Source organism: Cellvibrio polysaccharolyticus (genome assembly GCF_015182315.1).
Taxonomy (GTDB): domain Bacteria; phylum Pseudomonadota; class Gammaproteobacteria; order Pseudomonadales; family Cellvibrionaceae; genus Cellvibrio; species Cellvibrio polysaccharolyticus.
The window spans coordinates 1,365,898-1,380,097 of the sequence record NZ_PRDL01000001.1; the positions used below are offsets into that span (position 1 = coordinate 1,365,898).

Annotated in this window: 15 protein-coding genes; 10 read left to right on the forward strand and 5 right to left on the reverse strand. The window is 52.7% G+C overall.

The window, feature by feature from the left end; genetic code table 11:
• The first annotated feature begins 35 nt into the window (after positions 1-35).
• The 8 genes from C4F51_RS05750 to C4F51_RS05785 all read left to right on the forward strand — a co-directional run bounded on the left by C4F51_RS05750 (position 36) and on the right by C4F51_RS05785 (position 7,733).
• Positions 36-1,211 carry a 3-phosphoglycerate dehydrogenase family protein gene (locus C4F51_RS05750; RefSeq protein ID WP_193908002.1) on the forward strand — a complete coding sequence of 392 codons (1,176 nt, stop codon included), beginning with the start codon at positions 36-38 and terminating at the stop codon, positions 1,209-1,211.
• A 2-nt stretch (positions 1,212-1,213) separates the two neighbouring features.
• Complete coding sequence (locus C4F51_RS05755) at positions 1,214-1,546, forward strand: Nif3-like dinuclear metal center hexameric protein (RefSeq protein ID WP_193908004.1); 333 nt, start codon at positions 1,214-1,216, stop codon at positions 1,544-1,546.
• A gap of 28 nt (positions 1,547-1,574) precedes the next feature.
• Complete coding sequence (locus C4F51_RS05760) at positions 1,575-2,156, forward strand: NUDIX hydrolase (protein ID WP_193908006.1); 582 nt, start codon at positions 1,575-1,577, stop codon at positions 2,154-2,156.
• A gap of 48 nt (positions 2,157-2,204) precedes the next feature.
• A complete protein-coding gene (locus tag C4F51_RS05765; protein WP_193908008.1) occupies positions 2,205-2,996 on the forward strand; it encodes a dienelactone hydrolase family protein in 792 nt (263 codons plus the stop codon).
• A 339-nt stretch (positions 2,997-3,335) separates the two neighbouring features.
• On the forward strand, positions 3,336-4,952 hold the full coding sequence (locus tag C4F51_RS05770; protein ID WP_193908010.1) for an AMP-binding protein: 1,617 nt from the start codon (positions 3,336-3,338) through the stop codon (positions 4,950-4,952).
• Between the two features lie 181 nt (positions 4,953-5,133).
• The gene (locus C4F51_RS05775; RefSeq protein ID WP_193908012.1) at positions 5,134-6,042 is read left to right on the forward strand and encodes an SPFH domain-containing protein; all 909 of its coding nucleotides are present in this window, start codon (positions 5,134-5,136) and stop codon (positions 6,040-6,042) included.
• 17 nt (positions 6,043-6,059) lie between these two features.
• Positions 6,060-6,521 carry an NfeD family protein gene (locus C4F51_RS05780; protein WP_193908014.1) on the forward strand — a complete coding sequence of 154 codons (462 nt, stop codon included), beginning with the start codon at positions 6,060-6,062 and terminating at the stop codon, positions 6,519-6,521.
• Between the two features lie 36 nt (positions 6,522-6,557).
• A complete protein-coding gene (locus C4F51_RS05785; RefSeq protein WP_193908015.1) occupies positions 6,558-7,733 on the forward strand; it encodes a patatin-like phospholipase family protein in 1,176 nt (391 codons plus the stop codon).
• A 75-nt stretch (positions 7,734-7,808) separates the two neighbouring features.
• Here C4F51_RS05785 and C4F51_RS05790 read toward each other — a convergent pair whose 3' ends face one another.
• From C4F51_RS05790 to C4F51_RS05800, 3 genes are all read right to left on the reverse strand, one after another.
• Entirely contained in the window at positions 7,809-8,312 is a 504-nt protein-coding gene (locus tag C4F51_RS05790; protein WP_193908016.1) for a DUF934 domain-containing protein, read from the reverse strand.
• Positions 8,296-9,960: a nitrite/sulfite reductase gene (locus tag C4F51_RS05795; RefSeq protein WP_193908017.1), complete on the reverse strand. Its 1,665-nt coding sequence runs from the start codon at positions 9,958-9,960 to the stop codon at positions 8,296-8,298. Before C4F51_RS05795 ends, C4F51_RS05790 begins: the two co-directional genes overlap by 17 nt.
• Positions 9,961-10,522: 562 nt before the next feature.
• The gene (locus tag C4F51_RS05800) at positions 10,523-10,744 is read right to left on the reverse strand and encodes a DUF2970 domain-containing protein (protein ID WP_193908018.1); all 222 of its coding nucleotides are present in this window, start codon (positions 10,742-10,744) and stop codon (positions 10,523-10,525) included.
• A 207-nt stretch (positions 10,745-10,951) separates the two neighbouring features.
• On the opposite strand from C4F51_RS05800, the gene C4F51_RS05805 reads away from it, so the two are divergent.
• Positions 10,952-11,653 (forward strand): RluA family pseudouridine synthase, encoded by a 702-nt coding sequence (locus C4F51_RS05805; RefSeq protein WP_193908019.1) that lies wholly within the window; start codon positions 10,952-10,954, stop codon positions 11,651-11,653.
• A gap of 7 nt (positions 11,654-11,660) precedes the next feature.
• Here C4F51_RS05805 and C4F51_RS05810 read toward each other — a convergent pair whose 3' ends face one another.
• Together C4F51_RS05810 and C4F51_RS05815 are read right to left on the reverse strand one after the other, a co-directional pair.
• Entirely contained in the window at positions 11,661-12,257 is a 597-nt protein-coding gene (locus C4F51_RS05810) for a response regulator transcription factor (RefSeq protein ID WP_193908020.1), read from the reverse strand.
• Positions 12,254-13,399, reverse strand: a complete 1,146-nt coding sequence (locus C4F51_RS05815) for a sensor histidine kinase (protein WP_193908021.1) — start codon at positions 13,397-13,399, stop codon at positions 12,254-12,256. The genes C4F51_RS05810 and C4F51_RS05815 overlap by 4 nt, the downstream gene beginning before the upstream one ends.
• A 249-nt stretch (positions 13,400-13,648) precedes the next feature.
• On the opposite strand from C4F51_RS05815, the gene C4F51_RS05820 reads away from it, so the two are divergent.
• Positions 13,649-14,143: a TIGR00645 family protein gene (locus C4F51_RS05820; RefSeq protein ID WP_193908022.1), complete on the forward strand. Its 495-nt coding sequence runs from the start codon at positions 13,649-13,651 to the stop codon at positions 14,141-14,143.
• Positions 14,144-14,200 lie beyond the last annotated feature (57 nt).

Below are 14,200 nucleotides of genomic sequence, written 5' to 3' on the forward strand. Positions count from 1 at the left end.
GCCTCGTCAGAACCGAGTGATGAAAGGGTGTGTGCATGTTCAGGATCAAAACCTACAACCAGATTTCTGTAAAAGGTCTCAACCGTTTTCCGCGCGAAAATTATGAAGTTGCCAGTGATATCGGCCAGCCTGATGCCTATATGCTGCGCAGCCACAAACTCCACGACGAAGCGCTGCCTGCCACCGTAAAAGCAGTGGCCCGTGCCGGTGCCGGTGTTAACAACGTGCCCGTTGCCGATTACACCCGCAAAGGCGTGGTGGTTTTCAACGCGCCGGGTGCTAACGCCAATGCGGTAAAAGAATTGGTACTGGCTGGCATGCTGTTGGGCTCGCGCGGTATTTTGCCGGGTATGCGCTACGTGCAAGGCCTGACCGACATGACCGATGCCGAGGAAATGTCCAAACTGCTTGAGAAAGAAAAATCCCGTTTTGCTGGCAATGAAGTGCTGGGTAAAACCCTGGGTGTGGTCGGTCTTGGTGCCATCGGGTCAATGATTGCAGAAACGGCGCTGGCTCTGGGTATGAAAGTGGTCGGCTTTGACCCGGCGTTGTCGGTAGAAGCGGCATGGCGTTTGCCCAATCAGGTGTCCCGCATGGAAAACCTGCAAGCGTTGTTGGCACGTTCCGACTTTATTACGCTGCATGTGCCGGCTATTGATGCAACCCGCCATTTGATTAACGGCGAATCCCTGAAAAGCGTGAAGAAAGGTGCGGTACTGCTTAACTTCGCCCGTGAAGCCATTGTTGATGCGACTGCCGTTGTTGCCAGCCTTGATGCCGGTCAGCTGGGCAAGTACATCTGTGACTTCCCGGAGCCGCAGTTACTCAATCGCGATGACGTTTACGCGATGCCGCATATCGGTGCCAGCACCGAAGAAGCTGAAGAAAACTGTGCGATTATGGTAGCCGACCAGCTGGTGGATTACCTGGAAAATGGCAATGTGCTCAACTCGGTAAACTTCCCTACAGTTTCTCTGGATCGTTCGTCAGGTACCGTTGCCCGTATTACTTTCTCCAACGATAACGTCTCCGGTGTGCTTGGCCATGTATTGTCTGTTCTGGCCGACAATCAGGTTAACGTCATTGATATGGTGAACAAGAGCCGTGGTGAAACTGCTTACAGCATTATTGATGTGGCAGTGGCGCCTTCGGCAGCGGTTATCGAAGCCATTACCGCCGTTGATCACGTGATCAGCGTACGCGTTATCTGATTATGTTCAAATTGGTGTTCTTTGTACCGGACTCCCATCTGGAAGCCGTCAAGGACGCCGTGTTTGCCGCAGGAGCGGGGCGTATAGGCGACTATAGCCGCTGCTGCTGGCAAACCGCCGGCGAGGGGCAATTTTGCCCTTTGCCCGGCAGTCAGCCCTTTATTGGTCAACAAGGCTCGCTGGAACGGGTTGCCGAATACCGCGTAGAAATGGTTTGTGACGATGTTCATATTACGGCAGTCGTAAGCGCGTTAAAGCAGGCGCATCCTTATGAAGAGCCCGCTTTTGATGTGTGGCGCCTCGCCGCCCCGGAAGATTATGTGCTAAGGTTGTAAGAGTTTTTCAGCCTTGGCAGTGCAGCTCATGACCCAACAATGGCAGCGGCTAAAATCCAGACTTCTCGACCACTCGCTTTCTCCTCCTGGTCAATATCCCCGCCAGGCCTCTGTGCTGGCGTTATTCACCCGGCAGCCCGAACCTTCTCTGCTTTTTACCCTGCGTTCGCGTCATCTCACCAGCCATGCTGGCGAAGTTTCTTTTCCTGGTGGTAAATGGGAGCCGGGTGATCTTACCTTGCGAGATACCGCGCTGCGTGAAACCCGCGAAGAAATCGGCCTCGCCGCTGAATGCATCACCTTGCTGGGCGCTTGCAAACCGCGAGCAACCCGGGCTGGCGTTATCGTTACCCCTTTTGTGGGGTTGATTGATCACGCTAACGATCTGTGCCCTTGCCCTTATGAGCTGGATGCTATTTTTCAGGTGCCGCTGGTGGAATTTCACCGCGGCATTCAGGTGCGCATTGACAGTATTCCCCGCGGCAATCGTGTTTATCAGGTACCTGCCTATCAATATCAAAGCTATGAAATCTGGGGCTTCACGGCGTCACTTACCTGTGAACTGCTAGCCATGTTGCAGGCTCAGCCTGCCTCCAGCGAAATGGTTTGATACACTTTCTTTAATACTCACATTGGCTTTTATCAGGGAGGCATCGTTATGCAAAAGGTCTATGGTTTGCTGGCCGGTTTACTACTGGCTGGTTCAGCGCAGGCGGCTATTCAGTCGCAAGTTATTGAATACAAAATTGATGGTGAATCCTACACCGGTTATCTGGCTTATGATGATGCCATTACCGGCGAGCGGCCTGGTGTGCTGGTGGTGCACGAATGGTGGGGCCACACCGATTATGTTCGCAGCCGTGCCGACAAGCTGGCTGAGTTGGGTTACACCGCGCTGGCACTGGATATGTATGGCACTGGCAAGGTGGCCGACCACCCGGATGATGCACTGAAATTTATGAAGGTTGTTTCAGAAAACCAGCCGCTGGCAGAAAAACGTTTTAATGCCGCCTATGTGTTGTTGCAGGCAGATAACCATGTCGATGCCGAACGTATTGCGGCCATTGGTTACTGTTTTGGTGGCAGCACGGTACTGAATGTGGCGCGCCAAAACAGCGTTGATCTGGCGGGTGTCGTCAGTTTTCACGGCGGCCTTGCAACGCAAGCGCCCGCAGAAAAAGGGCGTTTGACAACACCGATCCTGGTGCTCAACGGCGCTGCTGACCCGATGGTACCGCCAGAGCAGGTTGCCGGCTTTGAAAGCGAAATGAAAAACGCCGGTGCAGATTACCGGCTGGTCAGCTACGAAGGTGCGGTGCACAGTTTTACCAACCCGGGCGCAAACTTGCTGGGTGAGCGTTTTAATATGCCACTGGCTTATGATGAAGTGGCAGACAAGGATTCCTGGCAGCAAATGCAGGTATTTCTCGAGCGCGTCTTTGGTCAGTAAGGTTTGATAACATCAGGCGTGTCCTTCGTTTGCGATGCGCCTGATGTTATCGGTAGTGTCTATATCAGTGGTTTATTGGGGCGTTAACGCAAAAAAATCAGCGGATTTGCAACGCTTTTGCCCGCTAGCTGACCGGAATAATGCACTGAAAAAAATAAGATTTTGTCTGCGCTTTCGCTCAACTGCTAAACTGAAATCAGACAACTCATATCGGGAGCCGTAATTCTCGCCCTTTTTTGTGGGGGCCAGTACAAGCCGGTAGCGGCATCTTTCCGATCAAGCAGCCAATAAAATTTTCACCTTCACAAATAAAGTCTGATCAGAAAAGGAGTCTGCACTATGTCCCTGGATTACAATCGAACGCTGGTTGATGTCTTTGCGGAATCATTTGGTAAATACACCGATAGCCCTGCATTTACCTGTATGGGGCAAACCCTGACGTTTGGCGAGCTGGACGAACTCTCTGCCCGTTTTGCCGCCTGGTTGCAACAATCCACATCCTTGAAGCCCGGTGATCGTATTGCCGTACAGCTGCCCAATGTTTTGCAATACCCGGTGGTTGTGTTCGGTGCGATTCGCGCCGGTTTGGTGGTGGTAAATACCAATCCGCTGTACACCTCCCACGAATTGAAGCATCAGCTGAGTGACTCGGGCGCAAAAGTGCTGGTGGTGTTGGCCAATATTGCCAAAGCCGCTTCGGAAATTATTGATCAAACATCGGTAGAACGGGTGATCGTTACCGAGATTGCTGATTTGCATTCTCCGTTAAAGCGCGTGCTGCTGAATTTTGCGGTTCGCTACATTAAAAAAATGGTGCCGGAATTTTCTTTTGCGCATCAAATAGCCTTCCGTGACACGCTTAATTATCAGGCTGACAGTTGGAAACGGGTAAATGTAGTACCCGATGATGTGGCGGTTTTACAATACACCGGCGGCACCACCGGCGTTGCCAAGGGCGCCATGCTGACGCATCGCAATCTGGTTGCCAATATGTTGCAGGTGAATGAACACATGAAAGCGGTGTTCCGGCCCAATCAGCAAACCTACATCGCGCCGCTGCCGCTGTACCATATTTATGCCTTCACGATTCATTGCACATCCGCATTGTCATTGGGCAATCACAATGTGTTGATCCCCAATCCGCGCGATATCAAAGCATTTGTTGCTACCCTGAAAAAAACACCTTTCACCTGTTTCGTCGGTTTGAACACCTTGTTCAACGCCTTGCTGCGCAATGCCGATTTTCGCCAGCTGGATTTCAGCAAGGTAGAGCTGACATCTTCCGGTGGTATGGCCCTGACTGCAGAAACCGCTAAACAATGGTCGCAACTCACCGGCAGCGCAATCAGTGAAGGCTACGGATTAACCGAAACCTCACCGGTGGTCTGCATTAACCCGCCAGGAAAAGTGCAGCTGGGCACGGTGGGTACGCCGATGCCGGAAACCGACTGCAAAGTAATTGATGAAAACGGTAAAACCTTGCCAGCGGGTGAGCCCGGGGAATTGTGTATTCGCGGGCCTCAGGTAATGAAAGGTTACTGGCAGCGCGAAGATGCTACCGCTGAAGTGCTGGATGCCGACGGCTGGTTTAAAAGTGGTGACATTGCCATCATTCAGGACGACGGGTACATCCGCATTGTTGATCGTAAAAAAGACATGATCAACGTTTCCGGCTTTAAAGTGTTCCCCAACGAAGTTGAAGATGCATTGAGCGCTCACCCGGATATCGTTGAGGTGGCGGTGGTTGGTGTGCAGGATGACGATGGCAGTGAAGTGGTTAAAGCGTTTGTGGTCAGTTCCAATCCGGATCTCACGGCCAAAGCGGTTCGCGAATTTGCCAAAACGCGTCTCACGCCTTACAAGGTTCCGCATCAGGTGGAATTCCGCAAGGAACTGCCGAAAAGTAATGTAGGTAAAGTATTGCGCCGTGAACTGAAAACCCCGGCTAAAAAATAAGAGTGATTTACTTGATTCACTACCCTGAAGCGGCTACTACAAGTAGCCGTTTTTTATTCAGGATGGATTACCTGTGCTACGGCAATCGCTGGTGATTCCTTCACCGGCCATGTACTCTCAGCAGTCGACGCCATGTGGCGTCAGTTGGAACCGAACCTGACAAAATAAATAAGGATTGTCTATGTCTTTTGAGTTTGTGGCCTTGCTGGCCGTATTCGTTGTTATTTTTATCTTTACCGCCGTGAAGAGCGTGCCGCAGGGACACAATTGGACGGTCGAGCGCTTCGGTAAATTTACCCAATTGTTAACCCCGGGTTTGCACATCATTATCCCCTTTGTCGATGCCATTGGCCGCAAGGTGATTGTGATGGAGCAGGTGCTGGATATTACCCCGCAAGAAGTGATCAGTGCGGATAACGCCATGGTGACGGCAGACGCTGTGTGCTTTTATCAGGTGCTGGATGCCGCCAAAGCCTCCTATGAAGTGAATAACCTCGCCCACGCCATGCAGAACCTGGTGATGACCAACATCCGTGCGGTGGTGGGTTCCATGGAGCTGGATGCTATGCTTTCCAATCGTGATGTGATCAATACCAGCCTGCTGATGAAGGTGGATGAAGCCACCTCACCCTGGGGTGTTAAAGTCACTCGTATCGAGATTCGTGACATCACGCCCCCCCGCGATCTGATTGATGCCATGGCTAACCAAATGAAGGCCGAGCGTGAAAAGCGCGCGCAAATTTTGCGGGCAGAAGGCGAGCGTGAAGCGGCCATTAAAGTTGCTGAGGGCGAAAAGCGCGCACAAATTCTCAAGGCTGAAGGTCTGCGGGAGTCAGCATTTCTCGAAGCAGAAGCGCGTGAGCGGGAGGCAGAAGCAGAAGCCCGTGCAACCGAGCTGGTCAGTGAGGCGATTGCCAAAGGCGACCCGCAAGCCATTAATTATTTCGTGGCACAAAAGTATGTTGATGCTTTGGGGCAAATCGCCAGCGCCAACAACAGCAAAGTGGTGCTGATGCCACTGGAGGCTTCCAGTGTGATTGGGGCGATTGGTGGTATCAGTGAATTGATCAAAGCGGCAAAGCAAAACTGATCGGGTAGGGTTCGCCAATGAATTTTATGATCGGCCTGGAGTTCTGGCATTGGCTGGCACTCGGTATATTACTTCTCATGCTGGAGATGCTGGGCATCAACGGTTTTTTGCTGGGCATTGCGGTGGCCAGTCTGACGGTTGGCGGTCTGCTGTTTTTAAACCCGGAAATGCTGTGGTATTGGCAGTGGTTGGGGTTTGCGGTGCTTTCGGTTGTCTTTACGCTGGTGTACTGGAAACGGTTTCGCCGTTTTAACCACCGTACCGATCAGCCCCAATTGAATGCCCGTACAGCGTTGCTGGTGGGGCGCAAGGTGCCTTTGTTAACGCCGGTCATCAATGGCTCCGGTAAAGTTCAAATCGGTGATGCCTTGTGGATGGTGCGCTGCACCGATGATCTTCCGCAGGGCGCAACAGTTGAAATTCTGGCCGTCGAAGATATGACGTTGGTGGTCAGGCCGGTAGCGGCTGCTGGTGAGTAACATGATGGCAGTGTTAAAAGAGAGGCAAGGGGTGTTGTGAAAAAACGGGCGCTTGTACTTTCCGGTGGCGGTGCTCGGGCCGCGTATCAAGTGGGTGTGTTGCAAGCGCTGGCGGAGTTGTTGCCAGCGGATATCAATAACCCGTTTCCCATCATTTGCGGTACGTCGGCGGGCGCCATCAATGCGGTGGCTCTGGCATCGCACCCGGGTACTTTTCGTGAAGCGGTTACCGGTTTGGCGTCTCTCTGGAAAACCCTCACCCCCGGCCATATTTTTCATGATGGCTGGGGGGATTTAAGTAAAGGCATCAGCCTGCTGGCGATGTCGCTACTCAACGAAGGGGTGGGGGGCAAGAAGCCGTTATCCCTGCTCGATAACGCCCCTCTGTGGCAGTTACTGGGCGATACCATCCATCTGGAAAATATTGAAACCGCCATCAAAAATAACCGCCTGCTGGCGGTGTCGGTTTCCGCCATGGGTTACAGCTCTGGTAAATCCATCAGTTTTTTTGAGGGCGTCCCCGAGTTGCAAGGTTGGAACCGATATCGCCGCGCCGGCGTGCCTACCCGGTTGCGGCTGGAGCATTTAATTGCTTCATCGGCAATTCCCACTATTTTTCCCTCGGTGCGTATTGATCAGGATTATTACGGTGATGGCGCTTTGCGCCAGCTGGCACCCATCAGCCCGGCATTGCATCTGGGCGCCGAATCGGTATTTGTGATTGGGGTCAGCGGGAATCGTAGCAACCGCAACTGGATCAAGAAAAAGCCGGCTCGCCACTCGCCGTCAATGGGGCAAATAGTGGGTCATTTATTTAACAGCGCGTTTATTGATGCGATGGAAGGCGATCTTGAACACATGGAGCGTCTTAACGAGCTGCTTGATTTGATTCCGCCAGAGCGCCGCGAAGAGGCCGGCCTTATTTTGCGGCCGGTAGAAAACCGGGTGATTTCACCCTCACGCTCAGTAGATTCGGTTGCCGGGCGTTGCATTCGTTACCTGCCAGGCAGCCTGCGTTTTTTTATGCGAGCCATTGGTGCTACCGCCAAAAGCGGGGGCGCGACAGCGGCGAGTTATTTGTTATTCGTTAATGAATTTATCAGTGAGCTGATGGCCATGGGGTATCAGGACACCATGTGGGAAGCGGAAGATCTCAAGGATTATTTTGCCGATATCATCGAGTCGGCAGACGCGGCAAGGCAGAAGAAATAAAAAATTACCGTGGAAAAAGCGGGGCAGTTTACTATCCACTGCCATTATCCATGGCAGTGGATAGTAAAAACAGCATCAATGACGGCGGCGGAAAAGCGGCAATGGCTGATCGACTGACGCCTGGTAATACTCGGTAAAATCGTTCAGCGATTCGAGAGCATCTTCAAGGCTGATTTCGTTATGGGTAAACTCAAAGGCATTAACGCCACAGCGTCTCAGGTAGCAAAGTTGGTCGCGCAGGAAGTAGCCGATAGCACGCAGCTCACCGGTAAAGCCAAAGCGTTCACGCAGCAGGCGCGCGGTAGAAAAACCGCGGCCGTCCATAAACAGCGGGAAGTGCACGGCAACCAGCGGCAGGCTTTTGGCGTCGTCGCCCAGCTCTGATGCCAGCTCGCCGCTATCCAGCCACACGCCGATATCGTTGCGTTGTTGCAGGGTTTCTTTTTGCGCTTGCCAGACGGTCAGCGGCACAATCACCTTGCCAGCCGGAACTTCCTGGCTGGCGGCATCCCCTTCGGGTTTTTCCAGTAGCGTCCATTCATTCGGGGTGATTACCCCGTCCTTAATGAGCTTTGGCATACACGCGCTCCTTGAATGGGGCTGCGCCGATACGGCGGTAAGTATCAATAAACAATTCTTCGTCGGTGCGGTTGCTGATAAACACATCAATCAGTTTTTGAATCACCACCGGCATATCGGCAGCGCTGAAAGATGGACCAAGCACGTCACCCAATGACGTGTCGTTGCTTGAGCTGCCGCCCAGCTGTACCTGGTAAAACTCTTCACCCTTTTTATCAACGCCGAGAATACCGATGTGGCCCACATGGTGGTGACCGCAGGCATTCATACAGCCGGAGATATTCAGGTTCAGGTCACCCAGGTCATACACATAATCGAGGTCATCAAACTGGCGCTGGATGGCTTCGGCAATAGGAATTGACTTGGCGTTGGCCAGCGAACAGAAATCACCGCCAGGGCAGCAAATAATGTCGGTCAGGGTGCCGATATTGGCAGTGGCGAAACCAAAGGTATCCGCTTTTTGCCACAAGGCGAACAGATCACTTTTGCGCACATCGGCCAGAACAATATTCTGCTCGTGGGTAGTGCGGGCTTCACCAAAGCTGAATTCATCCGCCAGGTCGGCGATGCGTTCCAATTGGGTGTCGGTAATGTCGCCCGGTGCTACACCGGTTGGCTTCAATGACAGGGTAACGGCGGCGTAACCGGGGATACGGTGACCGCGTACGTTACGGCGCAGCCATTTGGCGAAACCGACATTTTGCAGTGCCTGATCATCAACATCGGCCTGGGCCGCTTTGCCGTCCAGGGTCTGATAATCCGGTGAGGTAAAGAAGCTGCGAGCGCGCTCGATTTCTTCCCGGGTCAGGCGGGTGTAACCATCTTTCAGGTGATTCCACTCTTGTTCTACCTGAGCGGCAAACACTTCAGCGGTTACCGCTTTGACCAGGATTTTAATACGGGCTTTGTATTTGTTATCGCGACGGCCGGACTGGTTGTAAATACGCAGAATGGCTTCGAGATACGACAGTAAATGCTCTTCCGGCAGGAATTCACGGATCAGGCTGCCAATCACCGGTGTACGGCCAAGGCCGCCACCAACATAGACACGGAAACCGGTTTCGCCGGCTTCGTTCTTCAGCACTTCGAGGCCGATATCGTGTACATGAACCGCAGCGCGGTCAGAGGCAGAGCCGGTTACCGCAATTTTGAATTTGCGCGGCAGGAAGGCGAATTCAGGGTGGAAGCTGGACCACTGACGAATAATTTCACAGTAAGGGCGCGGGTCAACCTGCTCGTCTTCGGCAACGCCTGCGAACGGATCGGAGGTAGTGTTGCGGATACAGTTGCCGCTGGACTGGGTGCCGTGCATTTGCACTTCGGCCAGTTCTGCCAGGATGTCCGGCACTTCGGTCAGATCCGGCCAGTTAAACTGGATGTTCTGACGCGTGGTGACGTGACAGTAGCCTTTGTCATAGTGACGGGCGATGTGAGCCAGGCGTCTCAGCTGGGTGCTGTTAATCATGCCGTAAGGCACGTTAATGCGCAGCATGGGCGCCAAACGTTGCACGTACAGACCGTTTTGCAAACGCAGGGGCAGGAACTCCTCGGGCTTGAGGTCGCCGTCCAGGAACCGTCCGGTTTGCGCACGGAACTGGGCGATACGTTCGCGCAAAATGTTGTGATCGTATTCGTCGTAAATGTACATAGAGGTAAATACACCGTGAACTGAGAGGGTCGGGCTGTACAACGAAGCCGACCTGCAAAAAAACAGGGGCGAAGGATACACCAAATCCCCCGGTATCGCGAGAGAGTAGAGCGGTTGCGGGTGGCTCAGCTTAAGATTGGTGCTGGCGAAAAATACTCCTTTGCTGGTGAACAGGGAAAGAATCTTTGGTGCTTTGTATATCCTGTCCGGTTATATGGCGGATTTTTTTCTTGTTTCTGAATTTATACTATGCTAGGAATAGAGGGTTGTTGTTGCGTTGCCCTGTTATAGGGCATTCAAACAGTAGCGATCTTCAGGATATTTCTATAGCAGGAGTATAAAAACAATGAATGAACCAATAGAAATGAAGGATGGCGATAGTGTGGCAGATGCCGTTGCGGCGGTAGTGCTGATTCTACTATTTGTTGCGGCTTGCATCTTCTGGGTGAGCGGGCAATAAAACCTGACATTAACGGCGTTACCCCGAAGAAACCGCGCGCGCCCTTGCTGCCTCGGTTATCTGCTTTTCGGGGATACCCTGCCCACTATACTACTGTATGCATCAAACATCGTTCAGGTGCAGAATGGTTTTCACAATCACTACCATGATGATGATAAAGGCCAGGGTGAATACCAGCCCGGCAAATAAATACACGTAGATATTGCCTCCGCTAAAATCCCTTTCCCGATTGCGCTGACTTTGTACGCCGAGAGCGGCGGCCAACGTGCTGCCAAGAATCTGCCAAAAGCCCGGTTTTTCTGTGGGGTCCTTGTTGTCATTCATGACTCACCTTCCTGCGTTAAAACCTTTTATTGGCGGTGATCTGGCGCCTGCGGTATTAATTTGAGTGTAGCAGAGCCTGGTTGGCTGCAAGGGGCTTTACCGGCGGGTTTTTGTTTTGGCCGGTGAGGGCGGTATGATGGCGGTTTTCCGACTTGTCACCTTGTTCCTGTGTCTTTTACGACAGCTCCTTATATGAAAGCGCCTTATATGAAAGCTCCCCTTGCCCCGGCTACTGCTGCCCCTGCCGCTGATGAGTTGGCTGTTTTGCCGGTTTGCCATGAAGCGATTCGTATCCTGCAGCAGGAGGCGACGTTTTTATTGATTGATAAACCGGCCGGCTTGCTCAGTGTGCCGGGGCGCAACCCGCAGAATCGGGATTCTGTTGCGGTGCGCTTGCAGCAGGCGTTCGCGGGTGCCAGCATCGTGCACCGGCTGGATTTTGATACCTCCGGCGTGATGGTAATTCCGCTCACCAAAGCGGCGCTGTCATCCATCAGTAAGGCATTTCAGCAGCGGGTGGTGGAAAAGCATTACACCGCCGTGGTGGCGGGTTTGTTGCAGCAAGACAGTGGCGAGATCAACTTGCCGATTGCATCGGATGCGGAAAACCGCCCGAAATACAAAATTTGCCAGCAGACTGGCAAACCTTCCTTAACGCACTACCACGTATTGGCTCGGGATGAAAAAGCGCAAACAACCCGTGTGCTGCTAAAGCCGGTAACCGGCCGTTCGCATCAGTTGCGGTTGCACCTGTGGGCAATAGGCCACCCGATTCTCGGTTGTTCTTTTTATCACAATGACTGGTCAGCAGAGGCTGCCGACCGCTTGCTCTTGCACGCCACCGAGCTAAAATTCCCACATCCGATTAGCGGCGAAACCCTGCGTGGCTGGGCGCCGCCAGCCTTTTAAATGAGGTTTACAGCCAGCCTTTATGCCGCGCGATGCGGGCGGCATCGACCCGGTTGGTGGCGTTCAGCTTGCTGATAGATTCCGATAAATAATTTCTTACCGTGCCCTCTGACAGGCACAGCAGCGTGGCGATATCGGCGGTGGATTTGCCCTCTGCAGCCAGACGTAATGCCCGCCGCTCTTTATCGTTGAGCGGGTCACTTTCACCCAGCGCCGTCAGCGCCAGGTCGGTGTTGATAATACGTTTACCCGCCATAACGGCATGAATTGCATGAATCAATTGTTCGGACGGGTCATCCTTGAGCAAAAAACCGCTGACACCGGCATCAACGGCGCGTCGGATATAGCCGGCACGGCCAAAGGTCGTAATCAGAATAGTGCGTACCGGCAGCTGTTGTTGCTGAATCCAGCTGGCCAGTTCAATGCCGCTGCGACCGGGCATCTCGATATCGGTGAGGAGTAAATCAAAAGTTTCGGTTTTTAGCAGCCGCAAGGCATGGTCGCCGTCGCACGCCTGAACGACATCGAAACCGGCCTCCAGAGATAGCAAGGCCGCCAGTGCGCCGCGCACCATGGATTGGTCTTCGGCTAACAAAATTTTCATGAAAACTCCGCTTCTTCCTGGTGCATGGCCAGTGCCACTGCGGGCAGGATAAAGCGAAAGCAGGTGTGTTGGGCGGTATCGATGACCAGTTGTGCGCCAATGCTTTGCAGGCGCTCCTGAATGCCGCGCAAACCGTTACCGGGCTGCAGCTCTTTGATCTTGCCATTATCGCTAAACACAATTTCTGTCTGTTCGTCGGCGCTGGAGAAAGACAGTGTGCAGTGGGTGCCCTGGCTGTGGCGCAATACGTTGGTGGTGAGTTCGGTGAGGGTGAGAATGGCGATAGTTTCCGAGCGGGCGTCCAGATCGGGAATGCGGCCTTCCACCATCACCATAAAGCCGCGGGTGCGCAAGGTGTCACACAGGCGCAGAACTTCTCCTTGCAGGCCGCGGTGCTTGTAGCCGGAAACGGTTTGTCGTACCAGCCCCAACCCCTCTCTCGCCACTTTGTGCAGCGCCTTGATGTGTTCAAGTGCCTCGGCTTCGCGATGGTGTTTTAGCAGTTTTTCCGCCAGCTCTGCAGTAACGGCAATGCTGGACAGGGTGTGGCCCAGCAAGTCGTGCAAGTCTCTGGCAATACGTTCACGCTCGGCAATGGTGGCAAGGCTTTTCATTTCCTCGTTGCTTTTCAGTTCCTGCCGATGCGCTTTCATGCGCATTTGTTCCAGATAGCCCCAGGTTCCGATGGTAATAGTGCCGGCTATAATCGGTATAAAAAAATAACTGGCATGATTGCCCAGGTAGAAATAGAAGAGCGTTACCAGCAGCAGAAGCGACCCTATGGTAGGAATGAGGCGTCGCAGTGGCAGCACAAACCCCAACAGAAAGCCGGCGTAGGTAAAGAACGTACTGCTGCTGCCAGCCGATATGGGCGTGACGATAAAGCCCAGCAGGATCAACCCGATAACCGCAACTTTGAAAGCCAGCCCCCGGGGTTGCATGCAATGCCCGGCTGCCAGCAGAAACAGCAGCACAAAAATACCGTAGGCCAGTATCAAAACGCCCTGAAACGACCAGGACAGCGGCGAGTAAAAAAAGGGAACAAAATAATAAATACTGAAAATCAGCCACAGCCAGGTGCGCTCCAGAAAAAGCGGGCCATGCAGTTCTTGTGTTGCGGGTAGTCCGGTGCTGGTCGTCATAAGGGTGTTCCGGCAAGCTGCCAGTGCATTTTCCATGAAGCTATTATTGTGCGGTATGCCGGGGCGATTCGGCCAGCCGGAAATGTCATATCGCCAGCGTGACAATTGTCATCAAAATGTCATGTAAATTTTCCTGCGACAGCGCTGCAATGGATTACCGGGCGGTGTAGAATCCGCTCCCCCTGATCTGTCGAGCCTGCCTGGGCAGGGCATATAGCGGCAGTAAAGGCCATCATTTCCGGAGACGCTATGGAAAAACTTATCGAAAGATTGATCTACCGTTCACGCTGGTTGCTGGCACCTATTTATCTCGGCCTGAGCCTCGCGATTATTGCTTTGACTATCAAGTTTTTTCAGGAAGTCTTTCATCTGCTAACCCATATCTGGATTCTGAAAGAAGCCGATATGATTCTGGTGGTGTTATCAATGATTGACCTCGCCATGGTGGGCGGTTTGTTGATCATGGTGATGATGAGTGGCTACGAAAATTTTGTATCGCGTCTGGATGTGGGCGAGGGCGAAGAAAAGCTGGGTTGGTTGGGCACCATGGATTCGTCGTCCCTGAAAGCCAAAATTGCAGCTAGTATTGTGGCCATTTCTTCGATCCATTTGCTGAAGATTTTTATGGATGTGCAAAACATCAACAACGACAAATTGATGTGGTATGTGCTGATGCACCTTACCTTCGTGTTGTCGGCGTTTTTGATGGGATATCTGGATACCAAGGTGAAAGATAAAAATTGATGTTTGTTCGATCCATAAAAAAACCTGCGCCAGCTGCCTGCCGCAGGTTTTTTTATG

Bases quoted from the DNA above. Each gene is read 5' to 3' on its own strand.
- C4F51_RS05750 (WP_193908002.1), top strand. From the start codon at position 36: ATGTTCAGGATCAAAACCTACAACCAGATTTCTGTAAAAGGTCTCAAC.
- C4F51_RS05755 (WP_193908004.1), top strand. From the start codon at position 1,214: ATGTTCAAATTGGTGTTCTTTGTACCGGACTCCCATCTGGAAGCCGTC.
- C4F51_RS05760 (WP_193908006.1), top strand. From the start codon at position 1,575: ATGACCCAACAATGGCAGCGGCTAAAATCCAGACTTCTCGACCACTCG.
- C4F51_RS05765 (WP_193908008.1), top strand. From the start codon at position 2,205: ATGCAAAAGGTCTATGGTTTGCTGGCCGGTTTACTACTGGCTGGTTCA.
- C4F51_RS05770 (WP_193908010.1), top strand. From the start codon at position 3,336: ATGTCCCTGGATTACAATCGAACGCTGGTTGATGTCTTTGCGGAATCA.
- C4F51_RS05775 (WP_193908012.1), top strand. From the start codon at position 5,134: ATGTCTTTTGAGTTTGTGGCCTTGCTGGCCGTATTCGTTGTTATTTTT.
- C4F51_RS05780 (WP_193908014.1), top strand. From the start codon at position 6,060: ATGAATTTTATGATCGGCCTGGAGTTCTGGCATTGGCTGGCACTCGGT.
- C4F51_RS05790 (WP_193908016.1), bottom strand. From the start codon at position 8,312: ATGCCAAAGCTCATTAAGGACGGGGTAATCACCCCGAATGAATGGACG.
- C4F51_RS05795 (WP_193908017.1), bottom strand. From the start codon at position 9,960: ATGTACATTTACGACGAATACGATCACAACATTTTGCGCGAACGTATC.
- C4F51_RS05800 (WP_193908018.1), bottom strand. From the start codon at position 10,744: ATGAATGACAACAAGGACCCCACAGAAAAACCGGGCTTTTGGCAGATT.
- C4F51_RS05805 (WP_193908019.1), top strand. From the start codon at position 10,952: ATGAAAGCTCCCCTTGCCCCGGCTACTGCTGCCCCTGCCGCTGATGAG.
- C4F51_RS05810 (WP_193908020.1), bottom strand. From the start codon at position 12,257: ATGAAAATTTTGTTAGCCGAAGACCAATCCATGGTGCGCGGCGCACTG.
- C4F51_RS05815 (WP_193908021.1), bottom strand. From the start codon at position 13,399: ATGACGACCAGCACCGGACTACCCGCAACACAAGAACTGCATGGCCCG.
- C4F51_RS05820 (WP_193908022.1), top strand. From the start codon at position 13,649: ATGGAAAAACTTATCGAAAGATTGATCTACCGTTCACGCTGGTTGCTG.